The organism is Butyricicoccus porcorum (assembly GCF_002157465.1).
Taxonomy (GTDB): domain Bacteria; phylum Bacillota; class Clostridia; order Oscillospirales; family Butyricicoccaceae; genus Butyricicoccus_A; species Butyricicoccus_A porcorum.
Genome location: NZ_NHOC01000005.1, coordinates 336,849 through 361,107 on the forward strand (window position 1 = coordinate 336,849; position 24,259 = coordinate 361,107).

21 protein-coding genes and 2 tRNA genes are annotated in these 24,259 nt (G+C 55.6%); 4 read left to right on the plus strand and 19 right to left on the minus strand.

Annotation, left to right across the window (positions count from 1 at the left end):
- Window positions 1–59 precede the first annotated feature (59 nt).
- The 14 genes from rpe to CBW42_RS07465 all read right to left on the minus strand — a co-directional run bounded on the left by rpe (window position 60) and on the right by CBW42_RS07465 (window position 17,940).
- Window positions 60–737, minus strand: coding sequence for a ribulose-phosphate 3-epimerase (rpe, locus tag CBW42_RS07400; RefSeq protein WP_087019300.1), 678 nt, complete (start codon window positions 735–737; stop codon window positions 60–62).
- Window positions 738–1,097: 360 nt separating this feature from the next.
- Window positions 1,098–4,829 (minus strand): phosphoribosylformylglycinamidine synthase, encoded by a 3,732-nt coding sequence (locus CBW42_RS07405; protein ID WP_087019303.1) that lies wholly within the window; start codon window positions 4,827–4,829, stop codon window positions 1,098–1,100.
- A 247-nt stretch (window positions 4,830–5,076) separates the two neighbouring features.
- Complete coding sequence (locus tag CBW42_RS07410) at window positions 5,077–6,549, minus strand: S1C family serine protease (RefSeq protein ID WP_087019305.1); 1,473 nt, start codon at window positions 6,547–6,549, stop codon at window positions 5,077–5,079.
- Window positions 6,550–6,687: 138 nt separating this feature from the next.
- On the minus strand, window positions 6,688–8,157 hold the full coding sequence (locus tag CBW42_RS07415; RefSeq protein ID WP_087019308.1) for a HAMP domain-containing sensor histidine kinase: 1,470 nt from the start codon (window positions 8,155–8,157) through the stop codon (window positions 6,688–6,690).
- Window positions 8,158–8,160: 3 nt separating this feature from the next.
- Entirely contained in the window at window positions 8,161–8,838 is a 678-nt protein-coding gene (locus tag CBW42_RS07420) for a response regulator transcription factor (protein ID WP_087019311.1), read from the minus strand.
- Window positions 8,839–9,254: 416 nt separating this feature from the next.
- Window positions 9,255–10,010, minus strand: coding sequence for a phage minor capsid protein (locus tag CBW42_RS14810; RefSeq protein WP_205703621.1), 756 nt, complete (start codon window positions 10,008–10,010; stop codon window positions 9,255–9,257).
- Window positions 9,976–11,259 carry a putative glycoside hydrolase gene (locus tag CBW42_RS14815; protein WP_087019317.1) on the minus strand — a complete coding sequence of 428 codons (1,284 nt, stop codon included), beginning with the start codon at window positions 11,257–11,259 and terminating at the stop codon, window positions 9,976–9,978. The genes CBW42_RS14810 and CBW42_RS14815 overlap by 35 nt, the downstream gene beginning before the upstream one ends.
- A gap of 47 nt (window positions 11,260–11,306) precedes the next feature.
- Entirely contained in the window at window positions 11,307–12,224 is a 918-nt protein-coding gene (locus CBW42_RS07435) for an RnfABCDGE type electron transport complex subunit B (protein WP_087019320.1), read from the minus strand.
- Window positions 12,225–12,258: 34 nt separating this feature from the next.
- Window positions 12,259–12,843, minus strand: a complete 585-nt coding sequence (rsxA, locus tag CBW42_RS07440) for an electron transport complex subunit RsxA (protein WP_087019323.1) — start codon at window positions 12,841–12,843, stop codon at window positions 12,259–12,261.
- Window positions 12,844–12,849: 6 nt separating this feature from the next.
- On the minus strand, window positions 12,850–13,440 hold the full coding sequence (locus CBW42_RS07445; RefSeq protein WP_087019326.1) for an RnfABCDGE type electron transport complex subunit E: 591 nt from the start codon (window positions 13,438–13,440) through the stop codon (window positions 12,850–12,852).
- A gap of 13 nt (window positions 13,441–13,453) precedes the next feature.
- Entirely contained in the window at window positions 13,454–14,035 is a 582-nt protein-coding gene (locus tag CBW42_RS07450; RefSeq protein WP_087019329.1) for an RnfABCDGE type electron transport complex subunit G, read from the minus strand.
- Between the two features lie 3 nt (window positions 14,036–14,038).
- Window positions 14,039–15,043 (minus strand): RnfABCDGE type electron transport complex subunit D, encoded by a 1,005-nt coding sequence (locus CBW42_RS07455; protein ID WP_087019331.1) that lies wholly within the window; start codon window positions 15,041–15,043, stop codon window positions 14,039–14,041.
- 15 nt (window positions 15,044–15,058) lie between these two features.
- Window positions 15,059–16,405, minus strand: coding sequence for an electron transport complex subunit RsxC (gene rsxC, locus CBW42_RS07460; protein ID WP_087019334.1), 1,347 nt, complete (start codon window positions 16,403–16,405; stop codon window positions 15,059–15,061).
- Between the two features lie 413 nt (window positions 16,406–16,818).
- Window positions 16,819–17,940 (minus strand): sensor histidine kinase, encoded by a 1,122-nt coding sequence (locus CBW42_RS07465; RefSeq protein ID WP_087019337.1) that lies wholly within the window; start codon window positions 17,938–17,940, stop codon window positions 16,819–16,821.
- A 212-nt stretch (window positions 17,941–18,152) separates the two neighbouring features.
- On the opposite strand from CBW42_RS07465, the gene gap reads away from it, so the two are divergent.
- Both gap and CBW42_RS07475 read left to right on the plus strand, forming a co-directional pair.
- The gene (gene gap / locus CBW42_RS07470; protein ID WP_087019340.1) at window positions 18,153–19,181 is read left to right on the plus strand and encodes a type I glyceraldehyde-3-phosphate dehydrogenase; all 1,029 of its coding nucleotides are present in this window, start codon (window positions 18,153–18,155) and stop codon (window positions 19,179–19,181) included.
- A gap of 224 nt (window positions 19,182–19,405) precedes the next feature.
- Entirely contained in the window at window positions 19,406–20,413 is a 1,008-nt protein-coding gene (locus tag CBW42_RS07475; RefSeq protein ID WP_087019343.1) for a hypothetical protein, read from the plus strand.
- A 103-nt stretch (window positions 20,414–20,516) separates the two neighbouring features.
- Here CBW42_RS07475 and CBW42_RS07480 read toward each other — a convergent pair.
- Window positions 20,517–20,606 (minus strand) — tRNA-Ser (locus CBW42_RS07480).
- A 31-nt stretch (window positions 20,607–20,637) separates the two neighbouring features.
- Window positions 20,638–20,726: transfer RNA gene (locus CBW42_RS07485), tRNA-Ser, on the minus strand.
- Window positions 20,727–20,984: 258 nt separating this feature from the next.
- Here CBW42_RS07485 and pfkB point away from each other — a divergent pair.
- Complete coding sequence (gene pfkB / locus CBW42_RS07490; protein ID WP_087019346.1) at window positions 20,985–21,905, plus strand: 1-phosphofructokinase; 921 nt, start codon at window positions 20,985–20,987, stop codon at window positions 21,903–21,905.
- Window positions 21,906–21,989: 84 nt separating this feature from the next.
- On the opposite strand, the gene CBW42_RS07495 is transcribed toward pfkB, so the two are convergent.
- From CBW42_RS07495 to CBW42_RS07505, 3 genes are read right to left on the minus strand one after another with little or no spacing between them, the layout of a single operon-like run.
- Complete coding sequence (locus tag CBW42_RS07495) at window positions 21,990–22,613, minus strand: manganese catalase family protein (RefSeq protein ID WP_087019349.1); 624 nt, start codon at window positions 22,611–22,613, stop codon at window positions 21,990–21,992.
- A 3-nt stretch (window positions 22,614–22,616) separates the two neighbouring features.
- Window positions 22,617–22,865 carry a spore coat protein CotJB gene (locus CBW42_RS07500; RefSeq protein ID WP_165761100.1) on the minus strand — a complete coding sequence of 83 codons (249 nt, stop codon included), beginning with the start codon at window positions 22,863–22,865 and terminating at the stop codon, window positions 22,617–22,619.
- The gene (locus CBW42_RS07505; protein WP_087019355.1) at window positions 22,858–23,082 is read right to left on the minus strand and encodes a spore coat associated protein CotJA; all 225 of its coding nucleotides are present in this window, start codon (window positions 23,080–23,082) and stop codon (window positions 22,858–22,860) included. Before CBW42_RS07505 ends, CBW42_RS07500 begins: the two co-directional genes overlap by 8 nt.
- A 164-nt stretch (window positions 23,083–23,246) precedes the next feature.
- Here CBW42_RS07505 and CBW42_RS07510 point away from each other — a divergent pair, with 164 nt between their 5' ends.
- A complete protein-coding gene (locus CBW42_RS07510) occupies window positions 23,247–24,254 on the plus strand; it encodes an SPFH domain-containing protein (RefSeq protein WP_087019358.1) in 1,008 nt (335 codons plus the stop codon).
- Window positions 24,255–24,259: the final 5 nt, after the last annotated feature.

Below are 24,259 nucleotides of genomic sequence, written 5' to 3' on the forward strand. Positions count from 1 at the left end.
AATACAAAATTCCGCCGCGGGCGCATCCCGCGGCGGAATTGCATTTTATCTGTCAAAAATCAGAACGCAAAGTAATTGTTCTCGAACTCGTCGAAAATCTTCTTGAAGCCCTTTACATTGCCTGCGATATCGCCGCCAAAGACCGCAGAACCTGCGACGATGACATTTGCACCTGCTGCAACGATGTCCGGCGTATTGGTCAGCTTTGCGCCGCCATCAATTTCCAGCTCACACTGGTAACCGTTCTCATCAATCGCCTTGCGGATTGCACGGATTTTATCGGTGCAGGCATCGATGTAGCCCTGACCGCCGAAGCCCGGCTCAACCGTCATAATCAGTACCATATCCAGCTCCGGCAGCAGCGGCAGCAGGACATCTGCCGGTGTGCCCGGCTTGATGGAAACACAGGCGCGAACACCGGCCTCCTTGATCTTGCGCACCTGCGCGAGTGTATCACCGTTGGACTCATAATGTACCGTGATGATATCCGAACCTGCCTTGATGAAATCATCGAGGTATTGATCCGGATTTGCAATCATCAGATGGACATCGAGAACGGCATCCGTCGCCTTGCGCAGCGCCTTGACAACCGGCGCACCGATGGTCAGATTCGGTACAAAATGACCGTCCATGCAGTCGACATGGACATACTCTGCACCGGCATCGACAGCGACAGCGATATCACGCTGCAAATTCGCAAAATCAGCGGACAGAATCGAAGGAGATAACTTAATCATAACAAACTCTTTCCTTTCCCTTGTTGCGGGCGCACGCAATCGCCCTTCTTTTCATATGCTGGAACAGGCGGGAAACCTCTGCGCTGGCCAGTTCCAGCGCCCGTTTGTCGGCGCCGACATCGCCTTTCGCATACGGGAACCGTCCTGCCTTTCCTGTCGGGGCGGTTCCTCCCTGTATGTCCCGCGTTTTCTATCATTATACAACAAACTCAGGAAATATCCAATTGTTTGGCGACAAGTTGAGCGAAAGTTTTCGCAATCTCCCTCCTTCTCCCCCCGTCTTGCGCCGGACACCATGGAAAACGCAAACGAGCGCACCGCAGCTGCCCGCGGTGCGCTCTTCTTATATCCGGCTAAACCTTACTTGAAGTACTTTACGCCGTTTTCAAACAGCGGCTGATACTTTTCGCCAAAAATGTTCTGACCGACATATCTGGTATAGCGCTCGGTGTGACCCATCTTGCCGAGCACACGACCGTCCGGAGAGGTAATGCCCTCAATTGCGCACATCGAACCGTTCGGGTTGAACGCGATGTCCATCGACGGCTCACCGTTAAAGTCTACATACTGGAATGCGACCTGACCGTTTGCAATCAGGCGGTCAATTTCCGCCTGCGGCGCAACGAAGCGGCCTTCGCCGTGGGAAACCGCGATCGAATGCACATCGCCCACCTCACAGGAGGACAGCCACGGGGATTTGACGGACGCAACGCGCGTCTGTACATAGCGCGACTGATGGCGGCCGATCAGGTTGTAGGTCAGCGTCGGGCAGGTGTCATCCAGATCACGGATTTCGCCATACGGCACCAGACCCAGCTTGATGAGTGCCTGGAAGCCGTTGCAGATGCCGAGCATCAGGCCGTCACGGTTGCCCAGCAGATCATGAACTGCATCCTTGATTGCCGGTGCGCGCAGGAACGAAGCGATGAACTTACCGGATCCGTCCGGCTCGTCGCCGCCGGAGAAACCGCCCGGAAGAATCATCATCTGGGACGAGCGGATTGCTGCCTCCAGCTCTTCCGCAGATGCCATCAGTGCATCCTGCGACAGGTTGCGGACAACGACAATCTTTGCCTCGCCGCCTGCGGTTTCGACAGCCTTTGCGGTGTCATATTCGCAGTTGGTGCCCGGGAATACCGGGATGACAGCAGCCGGACGTGCGGTCTTGACTGCCGGTGCCTTGGTGTTGCGCTCGGTGAAGGACGGCTTGACCATCTTGTCGTCAGAAGCAGCGGCACGGGTCGGGAATACCTTCTCCAGCGTGCCTTCGAGTGCATTCTTGACATCATCCAGCGCAATGATTTCGCCGAATGCGTCGATTTCCGGCTTGTCGGTGGTCATACCGACCAGCCACAGCGGCATGTTGTACAGCTCTTCGGTGGCTTCGATCAGGATGCCGCCGTAATTCTTGAGGAACAGCGCATCCGGTGTGAACTCCGGCCCAAAGGTGAAACCGATGTCGTTGCCGATTGCCATCTTCATAATGCCTTCCGCGATGCCGCCGGAAGCCAGTGCCCACGATGCAGCAACCTTCCCCTCGTCGATCAGGCGCTGTACAACCTCCCACGTCGCGCGGATCGCCTGATAATCCGGCGAACCGTCCATATTATACGTCGCGTCGAAGAAGTAAACCGGATGACCTGCCGCCTTGAATTCCGGCGAAACCAGATGGTCTGCCTCCTGCGGTGCAATGGCAAACGAAACCAGCGTGGGCGGTACATGCATATCATCATAGGTACCGGACATGGAATCCTTGCCGCCGATGGCTGCACGACCCAGCGATTCCTGTGCATCATATGCGCCGAGCAGAGCTGCAAGCGGCGTGCCGAACTTCTCCGGATCGCGGTTGAGGTGTTCAAAATATTCCTGGAAGGTCAGGTAAGCGGTGCGGTAATCACAGCCTGCGGCAACCAGACGCGCCATCGATTCGATGACTGCGCAAGATGCGCCGAGGAACGGATTCTGCTCCATGAAATACGGATCAAAACCGAAGCCCATGACAGACGCAGTAGAGCACTGGCCTGCGGTCGGCAATGTTGCTGCCATGACCTGTGTCGGGGTCAGCTGATTCTTGCCGCCATACGGCATGAAGACAGAGCTTGCACCGATGGAGCCGTCAAAGCGCTCTGTCAGGCCGCGCTCGAGGCAGATATTCAGCGTGGATGCCAGATTCAGCATCTTTTCCTTCAGCGTTGCACCCTCTGCCGGGCATTCAATGCTCGGAACAGGCAGCTGGGAAACGTGTGCATCCGCATGCTTGGAAGCGCCATTGGTATTGAGGAAATCGCGGGAAACATCGACAATCGTTTTGCCGTTCCACGTCATGCGCAGGCGGTTGGTGTCGGTGACCGTCGCAACGACAGTCGCCTCGATGTTTTCCTCATTTGCCATTTTGATGAATTTTTCGACATTTTCCGGCGCAACGACAACTGCCATACGCTCCTGAGACTCGGAAATTGCCAGCTCGGTGCCATCCAGGCCGTCATACTTCTTCGGTACGGCGTTCAGGTCGATATCCAGACCATCTGCCAGTTCGCCGATGGCGACGGATACGCCGCCCGCGCCGAAGTCGTTGCAACGGCGGATCATGCGGGTGACCTCCGGATTGCGGAACAGGCGCTGAATCTTGCGCTCCTCCGGCGGATTGCCCTTCTGGACCTCTGCGCCGCAGGTTTCCAGCGACTCTGTGGTGTGGCTCTTGGAGGAACCGGTTGCGCCGCCACAGCCGTCGCGGCCGGTGCGTCCGCCGAGCAGGATGACGATATCGCCCGGATCCGGAACCTCACGGATGACGTTATCAATTGGAGCCGCGCCGACAACTGCGCCGATTTCCATGCGCTTTGCAACGTAGCCCGGATGGTAAATTTCATGGACAAGGCCGGTGGAAAGGCCGATCTGGTTGCCGTAAGACGAATAACCGCCCGCCGCTGTCGTACACAGCTTGCGCTGCGGCAGCTTGTGCTCCAGCGTCTCGTTCAGCGGGACAGTCGGATCGCCTGCACCGGTGACGCGCATCGCCTGATAGACGTAGCTTCTGCCGGACAGCGGGTCACGGATGGCACCGCCAAGGCAGGTTGCCGCGCCGCCGAACGGTTCGATTTCGGTCGGATGGTTGTGCGTCTCATTCTTGAACATCAGCAGCCACGGCTCCTTCTTGCCGTCTACGGTTGCCTGAATGCGGATGGAGCACGCATTGATCTCCTCGCTCTCATCGAGGTTTGCCAGATTGCCGCGCTTCTTGAGCACCTTGCCGGCAGCGGTGCCGACATCCATCAGCGTAATCGGACGCTTTGCCGCCTTCTCCTCGCCATAGACCTCGCGGCGGCCCGCCAGATAGCGGTCAAACGCATCCTTGACCATCTGGTCATCGATGATGCTGTTGTCGATCTCCGTCAGGAAGGTAGTGTGGCGGCAGTGATCCGACCAATAGGTATCGATCATGCGCACCTCAGTGATGGTCGGGTCGCGCTTTTCCTCGCCTGCAAAATAGCTCTGGAGGAACTGCAGGTCGTCCAGCTCCATTGCCAGACCCAGGCTGGTGCGCATCTCTTCCAGCGCTGCGGTATCCATCGAGATAAAGCCCTCAACGGTGTCAACCGCGGTCGGAATCGCATACTTTGCCTCGAGCGTTTCCGGCTTTTCTGCGGAAGCCTCGCGGGAATCCACCGGGTTGATGAGATAGCCGCGGATTTTGTCCAGCTCTGCGTCCGTCAGCTTGCCGCCGAGCACATAGATATGTGCCGCCGCGACCTTCGGGCGCTCGCCCTGCGTCATCAGCTGAATGCACTGCGCGCACGAATCCGAACGCTGGTCATACTGACCCGGCAGCGGCTCGACCGCGAGAATGCGGTAATCACCCTCCGGCATCGGGAACTGCTCGTCATAGCAGTCATCCACCATCGGCTCGGAGAACACAATATTCTTTGCCTTCGCATAGACCTCCGCGTCAATGCCCTCGACATCATAGCGGCACAGCTCGCGCACATAGGTGAGCGCCGGAATCTCCAGCAGCTCACGCATGCTGCTGCACAGCGACTGCGATGCGCTGTCAAATCCGCTGCGTTTTTCAGTATAGCATCTTAATACTGCCATGTTGCACCTCGAAAAAACATAGTATAGTCGTCAAATTTTTACGAATCGCATATTTAATACTATCATACCGTTTTTCCCATCCCTTTGCAAGGGCAGGGCGGCAGAAAAACGGCATTTTGCGCGAAATTTGCGGAACTTTCCCGTTTGTTTGGGTATTTGACCAACACTTTTGTTACAAAAAACATACGAACGCAGAAGCGCTCCCCCTGCGTCGTGCGTGCCGGGAGAGCGCTGTTGTGTATCAAATTTACGGAATGGTATAGCCGTAACCGCCATATGGGCTGGTCTGTCCGTCCTGAGACGAGGAGGACGAATCATTCTGTGTCGCAGAGGTACCTGCCAGATCCGCCTGGTCAACCAACGTGATGCTGACGGTGAGCGTCTTGCCGGAGCGATAGACCGTCAACTCCATTGTGTCGCCCGCCTTCATGTTGTTCTTAACCGAATTGATGTCGCTCATGCAGGTGATTTTCTGCCCGTTGACGCCGGTGATGATATCGCCTTCCTTAATGCCCTTCTGGTAGGCATCGGATGCCGTATCGACACTGGTGACCATGACACCCTGCGGGATTTTGTAATAGGCCGCGCGCATCTCCTCGATGTCATAGCCGCTGATTCCAATCGCCGGACGGCCGGTGACATGACCGTAGGCAATCAGCTGGTCGACAACCTCCTTGACCGTGTTGGTCGGGATGGCGAAGCCCATGCCCTCAATAGAAGCGCTGTCCGAGCTGGTCGCGCTCAGCTTGGAAGAGGTGATTCCGATGACCTGGCCGCTCGTATTGATGAGCGCGCCGCCGGAGTTGCCCGGATTGATCGCAGTGTCCGTCTGAATCAGTGTCATCTCACGGTCATTGATGGTCACATTGCGGTTGATGGCGGAGATAAAGCCGCCGGTAAAGCTGTTCTGGAATTCCACACCGCCGGGCGAACCGATGGCAAATGCACGGTCGCCGACCTTCACGTCGTCCGAATTGCCAAATTCCGCGGCCGTCAGCCCGTCTGCGTCAATCTTGAGCACAGCGAGATCGGTCTGTTCATCCGTGCCGATCAGTTCCGCCTCATAGGTGGTTGAATCGTTCATTACAACGGTGATTTTGTCGCCGTCCTCCACAACATGGTTGTTCGTGATGATATAACCGTCTTCACTCATGATGACGCCCGAGCCGGACGACTCACTGCCCATCTGAATGTCATCGACGACAATGGACACGATAGATGGGGTCACCTTTTCATACACGCCGGAATAGCTCGCCGCGTCATCGCTGCCCGCGCTGGATGTACCGCTGACCTGCATCTTTGTAGAATCGTCCGGCAGGCCGCTGCCGCTGTCCACCGCACTGCTCGAGCTGTCCGCCGTCAGGCCGGACAGGTCAATGCCGCCGCCTGCGAGCATGCCGCCACCAAACGCCACTGCCGCGATGATAACGCCTGCAATAACCGGTTTCCACGGGAATTTCCCGTTTTTGCGCGGTTTTTTATTTCGATTCGGTTTCTGTCCGCCGCTCCACTGCTCATAGGCAGAGGGGCCGCTGGGAGGCGGTGTACTGCCGCCGCCCGTACTTCCGGCAGAAGTATTCTGACTGCCATAGGTATACGACTGATTGCTGCCTGTATTCTGATATGCACTTCCCGGCCGCTCATCTGCGCCGCGCACCGGCGTCTGGAACGGTGTAGTCTGGGGATCTTCGTGCTCGGTATTCCGATTCAACTCGTCCATAAGCGTAGCCTCCTTTGTTATGCTTCTATTGTACGCGCAAAATATGGTTTTTCGTTGTCGCCAATGTTAAGATTTTGTGAATGTCACCCGCTGTGCAAAACAAACGCCTCTGCGCAACTTGCAGAGGCGTTTTCTGTGTTATTTCTGTGTCAGCTGGTGGTCTTCCTTCCCGCCGGAGGATTTCTGCGCAAGCGGAACAGTGAATGCGAACTCGGTTTCGCCGTTCGCTGAGCGCACCGAAATATCACCGCCGTGCAGATTGACGATGGATTTGACGATATACAGGCCGAGACCCGCGCCCGTGCGGTCACGGCTGCGGCTGCGGTCAACCTTGTAAAAGCGGTCGAATACATGCGGCAGATCCTCCGCCGGAATTTCCGAGCCGGTGTTTCGGATAGAGAACAGGCTCATTGTGCCCTCCACCTCCGCGCGGATGGTCAGCGTGCCGCCCTCATTCACGAACTTGACTGCATTGTCCACAAGATTGTAAACCACACGGTAAATATGGTCACTGTCGCCGTTGACAATCAGGCTGTCCTGCAAATCGACATCCATTTCCAACTTTTTGTCGTTGATCTGCTTTTCAAAGCTGATGAGCACACGCGCTGCCATTTCCGTCAGATCAAACGGCGCAGGTGTGATAATCAGCTCGCCTGCCTGAATTTTCGCCGCATCCAGCATGCGCATGACGAGGCGTGACAGGCGGTCGACCTCCTCCGAAATAATTCGCAGGTACTGCGGATGGCGTTCCTGCGGAATCGTGCCGTCCAGCATGCCGTCGACAAAGCCGCGGATGGAGGTCATCGGAGTTTTGAGCTCATGCGAAACATTTGCGACAAAGCCGCGGCTGAGCTCCTCCTGCTGTTGCAGCGATGTCGCCATGTTGTTGAAGCTGACTGCCAGCTCGTCGATTTCATCGCAGTTGTTGTTCTCCGAAACGCGCACGTCAAATTCGCCATGCCCGAACTTTTTCGCCGCGGAAACCAGTCCCTTGAGCGGCCGCGTCAGCATATCCGACAGGAACCAGCTGATAATCAGTGTCAGCACCAGCGTAATCGCAATAATGAACAGATAGCTGCGCATGATGGTATGCATCAGTCCGGTGGTCGAGGCAGACGGGATTGCCGCAATGACCAGCGCGACCGTCTCAGCGGCGTCATCTGTACAGTTTGCGCCCGCAATGAAATAGTTTTCTGAAAACAGACCGCTGACATTGCCGAGTCCAAAGTACGAACCCTTGTCCCGGATGGACTGCACCAGCTTACCGCTGACCGTGCCTTGAATCTGATCCTTTTCGATGCCGTCATCCTTTGGCAGCGAGCAGATCAGCACCTTGCCCTGCGCGTCGGTCAGCAGGATGGTACAGCCGCTGACCGCTGCCTGCTGGTCCAGATAGGTCTTGAGGAATGTATTGTCCTGCGTCTGCAACAGGATGGTGTTGTTTTCGACAATCGCATCGACATAGCTGACGGTTGTTTCCAGCTGCTCCTGCTTTTCCTGCACGGAATAGCGGCTGACCTGCGCCATGAACACGCCGCCCGCAAAGGTAAAGCTGACGAGAATCAGCAGCGCGAACGCCATATAGTTCTTGACAAAAATATTTCTCATGGATCAATCCCTGGTTTCAAATTTATAGCCGACGCCCCAGACGGTTTTCAGCTCCCATTTATCGCTGACGCCCTCCAGCTTTTCGCGCAGGCGCTTGACATGGACATCGACGGTACGGGTATCGCCGAAATAGTCAAAGCCCCAGACATCATCCAACAGCTGTGCGCGCGTGAACACGCGGTTCGGGCTGGACGCCAGAAAATACAGCAGTTCGATTTCCTTCGGCGGCGCATCGACGCGCTTGCCGTCGATAATCAGGTCATACGCCTGCTTGTCTATCGTCAGCTTGTCAAACGAGATTTTGCCGCTGTCCTCCGGCGCAAAGCGGCGGAACACCGCACGCACACGCGCGACAACCTCGCGCATCTCCAGCGGCTTGACGATGTAGTCATCGGCGCCCATCTCCAGACCGTTGACCTTGTCGAAGGTTTCGCCCTTGGCGGTGAGGATAATAATCGGCACCTTACTCTCGGCACGGATGATCTTACAGACCTCCCAGCCGTCCATAACCGGCATCATGACATCCAGCAGGATCATGTCCGGATTGACCTTGCGCCACTGCGCAACGCCCTCCTCACCGTTTTCCGCCTCGGTAATTTCATATCCCTCGCGTTCGAGGTACAAACGCAGAAGCTCACGGATATTGCCGTCGTCTTCCACGATCAAAATTTTCTTACTCATGCCCGCTCCTCCTCTTCGTAACTGCATACTTCGCCTTCTATTATACGGCATTTTATGGCGTAATTCATCACTTTTTTTGTAAACGAGGGAAAATTGGCGCAAAAAATCCGGCCTGCACCCGTGTATCAGCCGGAAATCTGTGTATTCTGTGCACAAAAAACCTCCCGTTTGGGGGAGGTTTCCATATTATTCTTCGTTATCCTAAAAATGGGCATAAGAAAACCGCCTTGCTCGCGCTTGGCGGCTTACAATGCAGAAGCCGCTCGAAAGCGGCTCCGCACGATTTCTTGGTTATCTGGCAGGCGTCCGGTTCTCCTGCATCTCTCGGGTTTCCCCTGTCAAGCCATCGGCGTGTGGATCGGACGAAATTTTCCACCTCAGATAACCATTCTTATTGTACTATTATTATATCATTTCTATTCCTTTTTGTAAAGAATTCTTTTGTTTCGAAGTAAGCGATTCCACTCCTTTCTGTCAATTTTCATAAATGTAATGATCGAGTTCTTATACTTAGGATCATCTTGTGATGTTGCAAGTCTAACAACCATTTTAAAGACTTCCCCATGAATCATGATTTCTTTCAAAACCAAGGCTGAATTAGGTTTGTTTGCCTCAATGATATAATCTGGATTCGATACAATTTCTCTAAAATAAGAACAATATCTCTCAAAATCATTGGGATGCCGGTCTTTAATATGCTGAATCTGTTTATCCGTTATGATAACTTCGTCGGTGACAATATCGTTCGTTACACAGCGATAAATACTTCGATTCAACCTACCTATATGGTGCACATCTGCACCTCCGTTCCCAGTAATATTCGACTTAATTATATCAGGCTCCTTGTTATTTTCAATATCTTTCTTTCGTCCCCTCGTTGTCCTGCGCATAGCAGTCTGTTCCTGGTCAGCCTGTCGTTTGAAGCCGGTCTGCCGAATGAAATCATTCTGCCGTTCGTTCCAGCTGCGTATCTTGACCGCCGCTTCTGTGGTATCCAGTCCTGCTGCATCCATTGCAGCATACTCACGCTTCCAGCGCCTGATTTGCCGTTCGTGGTATCGTTGAATCTGGCTTGCTTCGTACTCCGTCAGTTTATTCTGTGCACAAAAAACCTCCCGTTTGGGGGAGGTTTCCACATTATTCTTCGTCGTCGTACCCATCATCTGAGTCATCTGTGTCATCTGTGTCGTCGGAATCGTCGTACCCGTCCGAATCGTCCTCCTGACTGTATTCGTCCGAATCGTTGTATTCCTCGGAATCATCGGAATAGTCAGAATGGTCATAAGAACCGGTCAGGCGGTTTTCCGCCGCATCCAGCGCGCCCTCACTGTCAGCAACACCATTCAGCGCCGCCGTGCCGTCATATGCGATCCATGCATCCCCACTGTAGAACACCGGGACAACAACCGCGTTTTCCGCCAGCTCGTGGATGGCATCCGTCAGGCTGTCCGCCTCGTCCGTGCCGTCCACCGGGACAAACAGCCGGTCTGCCGCATCCAGCAGCGCACCGACGTCGCCGACCGGAATGCCGTCCTCCGCGCCGTTTGCCGAGAGGTCGGTCAGATCGGACAGCGAATCCGCCGTCAGGCTGACGGCTGCATCGCCTGCCGCATGCCGGATCTCCTCCAGCGCGTCCAGCAGGACAGCAGCCTGATCGTCCGGATCGCGGTCAAACTCTGCGCGGTCGAGATGTCCGCGCGGCGGGAAGGTGAAATCGGCGAGCATCAGCTCATCACAGCCTGCCTCTGCCGCGCTCTTTGCGATGTCACACAGATAGCTTACCGTGTCATCATTCGTCGGATCGAGCCAGCGGGTGTTGTCATAATCCAGCCATGTGCCGCCGTTCTCGAACTGAATCGCAAGGTCGGAATTATAATCGGTCGCCTGTGCATCGTGCAGGCAGTAAATGCGCCCGATGACGTGCACGCCCGCCTCCTTCAGCGCGCCGATGGCTTCTTTCAGCGCATCCGCGTCACTGTCGACCAGATATTCCACCTCATCGATCTCATTGGTGTCGACAGAGAGATTCAGATTGCCCTCATCGTCCTTGATGTTGACCACGACGGTATCAAGTGCGCCGCTCTCCGCCAGCTCCAGAATACGATCCTGTTCGTCCGCGACGGCACTCGCCGCCAGCATGACAATGCGGTCTGTGCCTTCCGGTTCCGGCTCAGGCTGCTCCACAGGGGTCTCCTCCTGCGGCTGCTCCTCCACCGGCTGCGCACTGCCTGTGCTTTCCAGCTGCTGCGCCTCCTGCGCCAGCACACCGTAGCGGTCGATGACATGTGCGCCGTCCCCGTCGAACGACAGGCACTGTGCAACAAGAAAGACGCCCACGGCAACAACCAGCACCGCCACAATCAAGACAGCGGCCACCGTGCGGCGGATGCGGGATTGATTGGGGGTATGATTGCTGTTCATGGGCGTCTCCTCTTTACATACTTAAAATTTCGTTGGACCGACAGAACTTACTTATCTGCCGGAGCGGAAGCAGCTTCCTGTGCCTTCTTGGCAGCGGCAGCCTTTTCCATGGCAGCCTTCTTGGCAGCTGCCTGCTTTGCCTTGAGCTCCTGAAGCTCCTTGACCTTCTCCGGGGTGTTCCACGGCTCGATGATGTGGCGCGGGCAAGCCTTTGCACACATCTGGCAGCCCTTACACTTATCGTAATCGATAACCGGGAGGTTGCCTTCCATATGGATGGCGTCGAACTTACAGGTCTTCTCACACAGACCGCAGCCGATACAGCCGACCGCGCATGCATCCATAACGTCCTTGCCCTTTGCCTTGGAAGAACAGTCGACGCGGACTGCATTCTTCTCCGGAACGAGGGAGATGATGTGCTTCGGGCATGCGGCAATACACTTGGAGCATGCGGTACACTTGGAAGTGTCAACCTTGGCAACACCGTCGACAACATGGATTGCGCCGAACGGGCATGCCTTCTCACAGGTGCCGAGACCGAGGCAGGCAAATGCACATTCCTTATAGCCGTTTGCAACGCGGATTGCGCCCAGGCAATCCTCAATGCCTTCATACTTTGCACGGTTCTTTGCGTTTTCGCAGGTACCGGAGCAGTGTACGTGTGCAACCATCTTTTCCGATTCGGTGACCTCAACGCCCAGGACAGCAGCGATCTTCTCTGCTGCTGCTGCGCCGCCGACCGGGCAGCCGTTGACCGGTGCCTTGCCCTCGACGATGGCGGTTGCCAGGCCGTTACAGCCTGCGTAGCCACAGCCGCCGCAGTTTGCACCCGGCAGGCACTCCTGTACAGCCGGAATGCGCTCGTCTACCTCGACGGCAAAGATTTTGGATGCGAATGCAAGGATCAGGCCGAACAGCAAGCCCATGACGCCCAGAACCAGCACCGCAGAAACAATACTCATCATTTGTGATTCAACTCCTATTCTCTGACCGTCGGGTTTACCAGATCTTCATGCCGCTGAAGCCCAGGAACGCCATCGCCATCAGAGAAGCGGAAATCAGGGCAATCGGGAAGCCCTCAAAGCACTTCGGGCAATCTGCCGATGCAGCCAGACGCTCACGGATGGATGCGAACAGTACGATAGCCAGCGTAAAGCCGAGGCCACCGGTGATGCCGTAAACGATGGATTCGAGGAAATTATAGCTGTTCTGTACGTTCTGCAGCGCAACGCCCAGAACCGCACAGTTGGTGGTAATCAGCGGAAGGAAAATACCCAGCGCCTGATACAGCGACGGCATCGCCTTCATCAGGAACATCTCTACGAACTGTACGAGCGTTGCGATGACCAGAATAAATGCGACCGTCTGCATATAGTTCAGACCCAGCGGAACCAGAACGAAGGTGTTAATCAGCCACGTAACGGCGGATGCCAGACCCATAACGAAGGTTACCGCCATGCCCATGCCGACTGCGGTGTCGATCTTCTTGGATACGCCGAAGAACGGGCAGCAGCCGAGGAACTGGGACATGATAAAGTTGTTAATCAGAATGGCGCTGAGAGAAATCGATAAAATAGATGTCATTGTACATTACTCTCCTTTCTTCAGCAGCTTCTGCATGACAGCAATGACGAAGCCGAGCGTCAGGAAGCCGCCTGCCGGCAGGATCATAATGGTGGCCGGCTGGCTGAATACCGTAATCAGGCCGCCGCCGATGGTTCCTGCACCCAGCAGCTCACGGACAACGGACATGATAACCAGCGCGAACGTAAAGCCGAGACCCATAACCAGACCGTCGACTGCGGATGCGCCGACCGAATTCTTGGAAGCGAACGCCTCGGCACGGCCGAGGATGATGCAGTTTACGACGATCAGCGGGATGAACAGACCCAGCGACGCGGACAGCGACGGGATAAACGCCTGAAGCAGCAGGTCGATCATCGTAACGAAGCCTGCGATAACGGTGATGTATGCCGCGATACGAACCTTATTCGGGATAAACTTACGCAGCAGGGAAATAACGATGTTGGAGCAGATCAGTACCGCTGTAGCGGACAGACCCATGCCCACGCCGTTGACGACTGAGGTCGTGGTTGCCAGTGTCGGGCACATGCCGATCAGCTGAACAAGTACCGGGTTATTGGTAAACAGACCCTCTTTCAGATTTTTTCCAAAGCTCATGATATGGTCCTCCTTAACCCTGTTCCGCAGCGAACTTCACGGCAGCGTTGACGCCTTCCGATACTGCGCGGGAGGTGATGGTCGCGCCGGTCAGTGCGACGATGGAGCCGCCATCCTTCTCAACGGCAACCGTGCCGTCGGCAGGCTGGCCTGCGAACTGCTCCTGGAACTCCGGCTTGGTGCTGTTTGCGCCCAGGCCCGGGGTCTCAGACGATGCGGAAATAATGGAAATACCGGTGATCGTGCCGTCAACGCCGATGCCAACCATGGTATCTACGCCGCCGCCGAAGCCGGTCGGTGCGACTTCAACGCAGTAGCCTGCGTCCTGGCCGTCCTTGGTCATCTTATAAGCGGAAACGATTTCAACAACCGTGCCCTTGTCGGTGGTTGCCGTAGTGCCTTCCGCAACCTCAATCGGCTCGGAATCCGCATCCATGACCTGTGCCAGCGCATTTTCCGTCTTAATCTGGTTCTGCTTGGCAATCGGGTCAACGGTGATTGCGTTTACTGCACCGAGGCACAGTGCAACGACCAGCGTGATTGCACAAAGGACGCCGCCGAGCTGTACAAATTCATTCTTCTGCTTGCCAGCCATTGATTAGCCCTCCTTCTTCTGCTTTGCCGGTGCGCCGAACTTGGTCGGGCGGGTGTACTTATCAATCAGCCATACGGTGGTATTCATCAGCAGGATGGAGTAGCAGACGCCTTCCGGATAGCCGCCGAAGAAGCGGATCATGACGGTCAGCAGGCCGCAGCCGATGCCGAAGATAACCTGACCCTTGCGGGATACCGGGGAAGTCGAGTAGTCGGTCGCCATGAAGAACGCGCCGAGCATCAGGCCGCCGCCGAACAGGCTGTACAGCATGGAATCCAGATGGCCCAGGCCGCCCTGCGGGAACAGGAAGGTCAGAACTGCAACCGTCAGGATGTAAGCTGCCGGGATGTGGATGGTGATAACCTTGCGAACCAGCAGGTAAACGCCGCCGATAATCAGGGCAATCGCGGAAACCTCACCCATGGAGCCGCCACACATGCCGAGGAACATATTGGCAATGCTCGGCAGTTCGCCATCCGCCGTGCCCTTGATGATCGCGAGCGGGGTTGCGCTTGCCATCGCATCGAGCGCCTCGGTGGAATTGGAAATCAGGCCGACGCCGGACTTTGCTCTGACCCAGGTGGTCATGGCAACCGGCCAGGAAGCCAGCAGGAATGCACGACCGGCCAGTGCCGGGTTGATGAAGTTCTTGCCGAGGCCGCCAAACAGGCACTTGGCAACGATGATTGCGACGCCGTCGCCGATAATCAGCATCCAGTACGGAAGCGTAACCGGGCAGACAAACGCCAGCAGCACGCCGGTAACAGCAGCGGACAGATCCGTGATCGTGTTCGGCTTGCCGACAATCTTGTCGTAGATTGCCTCAAATACCATGCAGGCTGCAACGGAAACCACGGTCATCAGAATCGCGCGGAAACCGAAAACATAGGTCGAAACTGCCAGCGACGGGATCAGTGCGAACAGCACGTCGAGCATAATCGACTGGGTATCCTCTTTGCTCTTAATGTGCGGGGAGGATGTAATTACTACTTTACTGAAATCATACATTTCGTTCCACCCTCCTTACTTCTGCGCCGCAGCGGCTGCTGCCTTGCGCTTTTCCTGGACGCGCATCTTCGCAACGCGGAACTGCTGTACCAGCGGGATGCGTGCCGGACATACGTATGCGCACGAGCCGCACTCGATGCAGTCGAGTACGTCGTACTCCTCGCAGCCCTCGAGGTCGTTCTTAGCTGCGAACATGTTCATGTAAACCGGGGTCAGGTGCATCGGGCAGACTCCGACGCAGCGGCCGCAGCGGATGCAGGTCGGATGCGCAACGCGCTTATCCTCATCCTCACAGAACGCGAGGAATGCGTTGGTGCCCTTGAGTACCGGGACATCGGTGGTAAACTGCGCGACGCCCATCATCGGGCCGCCGGCCAGCAGCTTGTTCGGCGCGCTCTTGAAGCCGCCGCATGCATCGATCAGCTCAGTCACACAGGTGCCGGTGCGAACCTCAAGGTTCTTCGGCTCGTTGACCGCGGAGCCGGAAACCGTGACAACGCGGCGGATAACCGGCATGCCCTTGGCAAAGCAGCGGTAAACCGCACCTGCGGTGTCTACATTAAATACTGCGCAGCCTGCGTCTGCCGGCAGCTTGCCGGACGGAACCTCACGGCCGGTAACGGCATTGATGAGCTGCTTTTCTGCGCCCTGCGGGTAGCGGCACTCCAGCGGAGCCAGCTTGATAACCGGGTCGCCGGCGAGCAGCTGCTCGATCTTTGCAAATGTGTCTTCCTTGTTCAGCTCGATGCCGATGAAGGCCTGCTTGACGCCCATGATCTTGACCAGATAGCGGACGCCCTCGACAATCTCCTCCGGGCGCTCGAGCAGCAGGCGGTGGTCGGACGTGATGTACGGCTCACACTCCGCGCCGTTAATCAGGATGGTATCGCACTTGCCGATACCGGACTTGATCTTGACATGCGTCGGGAAGGTTGCGCCGCCGTGGCCGACAATACCCGCATCCCAGATTGCCTGGATGCGCTCGTCGTTGGACATCGATTCAAAGTCCTTCGGCTTGACCGACTCGTGCAGTCTGTCTTCATGGTCGTTCTCAATGACGATGGACAGAACCTTGGAGCCATTCTGGTGCAGCATCGGGATGACGTCGACAACCTTGCCGGAAACCGACGCATGTACCGGAGCGCTGACAAAACCGCCGGCCTCTGCGATCATCTGACCCATGTCGACGATGTCACCCTTCTTCACCAGCGGCTTTGCCGGTGCACCAATGTGCATCGAAACGGGAAGGACAACCTTGTCCGGTGCCTTCAGGACTTCGATCGGCTTTTTGTTTGTTGCGGATTTGAATCCCGGATCATTTTTGGTTCCAGGATGGATACCGCCACGAAACGTGTACGCCATTATGGATTCACCTCTCTGTTCATTCTGTGCGGCAGGATGCCGCACCGCAGACGATAATTAACCTGCGGAACAGCCGTCCCCCCGCAAATCAGGCACGGCTGTCACGCGTGCGCTGCACCCCGTCAACGGGCACAACACTATACCCTAGATTATACCGTCATACCGACCAGAAACGCAAGGAATTTTGCAAAAAAAATAACAGAAATCAACAAATATTTTTGCGGTTTTTCTGTATACGTTGTTATTTCTGTGGACAATTTCTGGTTTTTTTTGGTTCCAGGCCGAAAAACACGCTTATATTCCTTGGTTTTCCGGGCATACTACGGCTGTTCCCGTCCGGGCAGGCACGGCTGTACGGACAGGAAAAAAGCCCCTCCGCACAGCGGGAGGGACCTTCGCCGGCCGGTTTTCCGTTATTCCGTGCGAAATACTGCTGCATCCAGCACATCAGACAATTCGATATCCGCCGCGTTCACGCCCGCGGCGAGATTGGGCTGGTAGCTGCTCGCAGTTTCCAGTCCCGCCTCCTGTCGCAGCGGGATGGAAATACGCGCGGTACAGCCGCCCGCCGCGCCCGGTGCGAACAGCAGTGCGCCGCCGTGCAGTTCGGCAATGCGGCGGGCATACGGGATGCCCAGCCCCCAGCCGCCGACGGATGCATCCGCCTGCCGCCAGGTGTCGTTCATGCGCGCGAGCGCCTCCTGACTCAGCCCCACGCCGTCGTCGTCAACGACAAACACGACGCTGCCGCCCTGCGTGCCGGCATACAGCCGGATATGAACCTGGTCCCCGCCATGGCGCAGGCTGTTGGAAATCAGTGTCATCAGCGCGGACAGCAGCAGACCCTGATCCGCCCACAGGCTGACATCCTGCACCGGGTTCTGTATGTCAACCGTCACTCCCCGGCGCGCAAGCTGCCGTCCGGCATCTGTGAGAAGCTCCGTCGCCGAGCACAGCTCACGCCGCATCGGCCCCAGTGCACCGTTCAGCAGCTCCGCATGGTTTGCCTGCCGGAGAATGCGCAGCGCCTCCTGCCGGATGGCGCAGGCATCTTCCCCCAATCCGTCGGATTCCAGCACATCCGCCCGCATCAACAGCCGTGCCGCGCTCCCGCGCAGACCCGCTGCCGTCATCGACACGCCGACCTGATGCTGCACATCGCACTGGAATACCAGCAGCGCCTGCCCTTCTGCCGGGACAATGCGCATGCTCCAGCGTTCGCCGGACAACGACAGTAATATGGTATGCGCCGTCCCGGTGCGCACGCTGTTCTGTATGGCATCACATGCCGCCGGATCCAACACCTCCCGCAGCGAGTAAAATCCACCGTATGCCAGCAGTGCAGCACAGGAATGCGTCTGCCGCAGCACCATCAGCTGCTCCGAAACAAGCGCCATCGCATGCATCGGCGCATCCAGACCCTGACAGACCGCAGCCAGCTGCTCCGGTGAAAGCCCCGCAAAAAAGGCATCATTCCCTGATGCACCGGCATCCGTCGGACTGCCTTCCTGCGGTTCTGTGACAATTTTCATCATATTTCATCTCCATTCGAGCATGAGTTGCATAAATCGACAAGAAATTGACTATATTATAACAGAAATTAAGAGCTTCTGAACATGGAATATGAAAAAACTTCAGAATTGCTACCGCAATTTATACAAATCTGTTATTGCGAAACAACTTTTTTCCGTGTATAATAAAGTCGTTCCAGTAAAACAGGATATTTAATAAGGAGGATATTACTACAATGGGTATCAAAGTAGGTATCAATGGCTTTGGCCGTATCGGCCGTATGGTTTTCCGCGCTGGTCTTTCTAATCCGAACATCGACTTCGTTGCTGTCAACGATCCGTTCATGACTCCGGATTACATGGCTTACATGCTGCGTTACGACACCATGCATGGTCAGTACCAGGGTACCATCGAGTACACCGACAACTCCATCATCGTCGACGGCAAGGAAGTTAAGTTCTTCGCTTGCATGAACCCGGCTGAGATTCCGTGGGGCGAGGCTGGCGTTGATTACGTTGTTGAGTCCACCGGCGTATTCCTGACCAAGGAAAAGGCTCAGGCTCACATCGACGGCGGCGCAAAGAAGGTTATCATGTCTGCTCCGTCCAAGGACGACACCCCGATGTTCGTTATGGGCGTTAACCAGAACACCTACACCAAGGATATGACCTTCGTTTCCAACGCTTCCTGCACCACCAACTGCCTGGCTCCGATTGCCAAGGTTCTGGACGAAGCATTCGGCATCACCGAAGGCCTGATGACCACCGTTCATTCCACCACCGGCACCCAGAAGACCGTTGACGGTCCGTCCAAGAAGGACTGGCGCGGCGGCCGTGCTGCTTCCGGCAACATCATTCCGTCTTCCACTGGCGCTGCTAAGGCAGTAGGCAAGGTTTACCCGAAGCTGAACGGCAAGCTGACCGGTATCTCCATGCGTGTACCGACCCTCGACGTTTCTGTTGTTGACCTGACCTGCAACCTGGCTACCCCGGCTACCAAGGACGACATCTGTGCAGCAATGAAGAAGGCTTCTGAGACCCCGCTTGAAGAAGGCGGCCTGAAGGGCATTCTGGGCTACACCGAGGACGCAGTTGTTTCTTCTGACTTCCTGGGCGATGCTCGCACCTCTATCTTCGACGCAACCGCAGGCGTTTATCTGACCGACACCTTCGTAAAGGTTGTTTCCTGGTACGATAACGAATGGGGCTACTCCAACAAGCTGCTGATGCTCATCGAGCACATGGCTAAGGTTGACGCTGAATAATTGATATCTTCCTTATTTGCGATTCAGGAAATGGGCTTTCCCTTCTGGGAAAGCCCATTTTTTCTATTCCCAGCATGCCCGCCGCGCCCACATACGATACTGCCAAATCTGTCCGTCTCCGGCAGAACCCGCACCCGCTTCCAGCCTTGCGCCAAATGTCATAATATGGTACAATACTTTCGCCGGCATGTCCGGCAGTACAAAATGGAAGGGACGAAAAACACATGAAAAAACGATTTCTGAGCCTGTGTCTGGCAGCATGTATGCTGACCGGTCTGGCAGGCTGCGGCGGAACCGCCGACGATCTGATGAACTCTGTACTCAAGGAAGAAGATGAAACCTTCGTCACCGGACAGCAGTACAAGGATGAAGCTGCCGCCATCACGATGGAATATGCCGCGCTGTCCGACTGCACCATGGCGCCGCTGACGCTCGAGGATGACGGCAGCGTCAACGCCTATTATGCATCTGACGACGAAAATTCGGATGAAGAGGGCGATTACCTCTATCTCGACTGTGTGAGCACAGTCAAAAATGTGGGCAGTGAAGAGCTGGATCTCGAAGATGACCTGTATTTCTACTGCGCAGATGAGAACGACATGTATGACGACTACATGGTGTTCGTTGAATCCGCAGACGGCACGACGCTGGACGATGCCGGTGAACTGCAAAAGGGAAAGACGGCGCGCGTGCACTATACGCTGGTGCTGCCGGAGGACATTTCGTGGACACAGCTCAAGGTATATTTTATCATGCCGGAATCCTCGACAACCTATGCCGCGCCGCTGAGCGACTGCAAACCGAATGCTCAGGCATTTTCTGCTGATACCCCGGTCAAAACCGCAGGCGGCGCCGTGCTGACGATGAAATCATGCACCGTTGCCGATGAAGCTGCCTCGCTGACCGATGCCGGCGGCAATACGTCCATCCAGCCCATCACCGACGGCGACAAGCTGGTTGATATCGCCATCGAAGTCACAAACAACGGCAGCGAAGCGCTCACGCTCGGCACGCTGTATGGCGGTCAGATGCTTGAGGACGGCTTCAACTCGCTCGGTACGGTCGTTCTGGAGGCAGGCAACGACATGGTCTATTCCGGTTCGATTGCCTCAGGCAGCACCGTTATGACGCACCTGCTGTTCGAGCTTGCGGAAGACCCGACCGAAGACCAGTCGTTCTATCTGTACGCAGACGGCATGTTTTACTCCATCGCCGTCAACGCCGCAAAATAACATAGCAAACAATGAAAATCCCGGAGGCAACTCCGGGATTTTTGCGTGTGGCGTATCTGAGAAAAGAAAAAGCACCGGAACAAAAATTCCGATGCTTTTCTTCTGGCGGAGAAAGAGGGATTTGAACCCTCGCGACACTTTCGCGCCCTACTCCCTTAGCAGGGGAGCCCCTTCACCACTTGGGTATTTCTCCAAAGGCTGACGGCTTAATCAAAAAGAGAATGTGGCGGAGAGGGTGGGATTCGAACCCACGCGCCCTTTCGGACAAACGGTTTTCAAGACCGCCTCGTTATGACCACTTCGATACCTCTCCGGATCGAATCTCTCGTGCTAAGCAAGAAATATTATAGCATACCCAACCCAGTGTGTCAACAGATTTTATCTGCGATTTTGTTACATTACAATTTGGAAAATAGTTTATGAATAGTTGATTAACTTTCCGGAAAACAGATGCATTTTTTTAGACAATATGTTATACTAAAACACACAGGAATGCACTCCTTTTGTGCATCTTGCAAAACCCAAATCCGCTGGATTTCCAGCGGCAGTTCCCGTCAGGAGGTCGCTTTTTATGATCTATACCGTGACATTAAATCCCTGCCTTGACTATCTGGTTGCTGTCCCCGGATTTCAGTCAGGCCGTGTCAACCGCGCCCGTTATGAGCGCATTGTACCCGGCGGAAAGGGAATCAATGTCTCTTATGCATTACATATTTTAAATCAGGACAGTCTGGCACTCGGACTGGTCGGCGGTTTTACCGGCGCTGAAATCGAACGGCTGATGGATCGTGATGGCATCCGTCATGACTTCGTCCAGCTCCAACGCGGCAGCAGCCGCATTGACGTCCAGATGGTGGATGGCATTGAAAGCTCCATCAACGGCGTCGGCCCGGAAATTTCTCCGGAAGACATTGTCGCACTGTGCGGCAAGCTCCAGCAGCTGAAAGACGGCGATACGCTTGTCCTCTCCGGCTCCATCCCACGCGGTGCACGCGATACCGTCTACAGCGATATCCTCGGCACTGTCGCAGACAAAGACCTGTATGTCGTGGTCGATGCAAAGGGTCCGCTGCTGCTCAATACCTTTAAGTACAAACCGTTCCTCATCAAGCCAAACCGGCAGGAGCTGATTGATATTTTCTACCGCAATCCGGACAGCATTGACGATATCATTCACTATGCCCGCTCCATGCAGAGCATGGGTGCACGCAATGTCCTGGTTTCGCTGGATGCAGAGGGTGCTGTCCTCGTCACAGAGGACGGCAATGTATACCGCCACAGCGCCATGGAAGGCACGGTACGCAATACGGTCGGCTGCGGCGATTCCATGCTGGCCGGCTTCCTCAGCGGCTATCATCAGAATCAGAACATGGTAGAGGCGTTCCAGCTGTCGCTGGCGGCAGCATCTGCCAATGCATTCCATGAAGGCCGCGGCACCTATGATGATATCATGGAGCTGTACCAGACCCTGCAAAATGAAATCGAAGAATAACCCTGTTGATATCTGAACCTCTGATATAAAACATGGCTCTGCCTCCTGCCCGGCGTTCCGGCAGGAGGCAGTTTTTTGTGCCCGTCAGGCCTTGTTTTTCCGTCTGGTACAGGTGATGTCAAACGACGGGTTGTAGGCATAATAGTTTTTCGCATCCAGATTTTCCTGTACATCGCGCAGGGCTTCACCGAAGCGCTGGAAGTGCACGATTTCACGCTCACGCAGGAATTTAATCGGATCGCGCACATCCGGATCATCCAGCAAACGAAGCAGGTTGTCATAAGTCAGGCGTGCCTTTTGCTCCGCCGCCATATCCTCGAACAGGTCGGCGAGCGCATCGCCGGTCGATTGCAGCGTTGCCGCAGAGAACGGCGTACCGCTGGCAGCCTGTGGATAGATGCCCGTTGTATGATCGACAAAATAGGCATCAAATCCGCTGCTGCGGATTTCCTCCGGTGTCAGGTTGCGCGTCAGCTGATGGACAATTGCACCGATCATCTCACAGTGTGCCAGCTCCTCTGTGCCGATGTCGGTCAAAATCGCCTTACCCTGTGCATACGGCTGTGCATAACGCTGGTTCAGATAGCGCATGGCCGCACCCAGCTCCCCGTCCGGGCCGCCCAGCTGTGTCAGGATCAGCTTTGCCATCGCCGGGTCAGGCTTGGAAATGCGCACCGGATAGATGAGCTTCTTGTCATAATCCCACATGACTTACACTCCTTCCCACGGCCACGGCTCGTCGATCCAGTCCCAGCGTTTTCCGGTTCCCGCATTGGACAGGTACAGCGGGCCGAAATGCTTCTGATACATCTCCTCTGCCTGTTGATGCTTTTTGGACATCGCACGGAAATACTGCAATGCGGTTTCGTCCTCCGGGTGTCCGTCCAAATACATACCCGCATCAATCATCGCAAATTCCCGGCGGCGCAGCTCCTGCATGGCCTGTTGCTGTTCAGTCACAGCGCACCGCCTCCTCTCCAATAAACGGCTTATCCAGATCGGCAAAGATGGTCCCGCGTGCCAACGCCACATCGTCGTTGTAAATATTCTGCCAGATCTGGTCGGGCACAAAGCCCATCGCCAGCGCAAGCAGATTGTAATTCATGACAAAGCCCGGGCCGGACTGCGTATGCTGTGTCGTGACGGCGGGTTTGGCATTCATTTTTTCCTCAGCCATATAGCTGCCTTCCTTTCTGAAAAAAATTTGAGCCTGTCAGCTCTCACCTTATCCTATGCGCCACGGGAAGTCCGGGTGAAAGCGGAGAAATCTTCCAGCCATCTATTGACAGTTTGATATCATTGTGATATCATTCAAATATCAAAGCAAGGGAGGGATTTCCTGTGAAAGAAAAAATCCGCAACAATCGAAAAAATGGCATGCCTATGCTCATCCTGACCGTTGCACTGTATGCCGCTGCCATTGCCGCCTGTGTCTACAGCGCCATGGCGCATCAGACGCCGCTGCTGGTCACCAGCATTATTTGGCTGTGCATCGGCTGGTTCCCGCTGTGCGGCCTGAAGGTACTCAAGCCACAGGAGGCGCTTGTTCTCACACTGTTCGGCAAATATGTCGGCACGTTGCGCGGCGAGGGCTTCTATTTTGTCAACCCATTCTGCGCCAGCGTCAATCCGGCGGCAAAAACCCGTCTGAACCAGAGTGGCGATGTGGACGGCGGCTCGGCAAAGGGCCTGTCTCTTGCCATGGGCAGAACAGCCGCTCCCGCAGAAACCGCGAGCAATAAAATTTCCCTCAAGGTCATGACGCTCAACAACAGCCGCCAGAAGATCAATGACTGTCTGGGCAATCCGGTAGAAATCGGCATCGCCGTCATGTGGCGCGTGACAGACACAGCAAAGGCTGTGTTCAACGTCGACAACTACAAAGAATACCTCTCACTCCAGTGCGACAGTGCGCTGCGCAACATTGTCCGGCTGTACCCGTATGATGTCGCACCGAATGTCGACACGACGGGCGACGGACAGGCAGATGAAGGCAGCCTGCGCGGGTCGAGCGAGGTTGTCGCTTCGCGTATCCGCGACGAGATCCAGCAGCGTGTTTCCGACGCAGGGCTGGAAATCATCGAAGCGCGCATCACCTATCTCGCCTATGCGCCGGAAATTGCCGCCGTCATGCTCCAGCGTCAGCAGGCATCCGCCATCATTGATGCGCGGAAAATGATTGTCGACGGCGCAGTCGGCATGGTGGAAATGGCACTCGAACGGCTGAATGAAAATCAGGTCGTCGAACTGGATGAAGAGCGCAAGGCTGCCATGGTCTCCAATCTGCTGGTCGTCCTGTGTGGAAATCATGACACACAGCCTATTGTCAACACGGGAAGTTTGTATTAAAATAC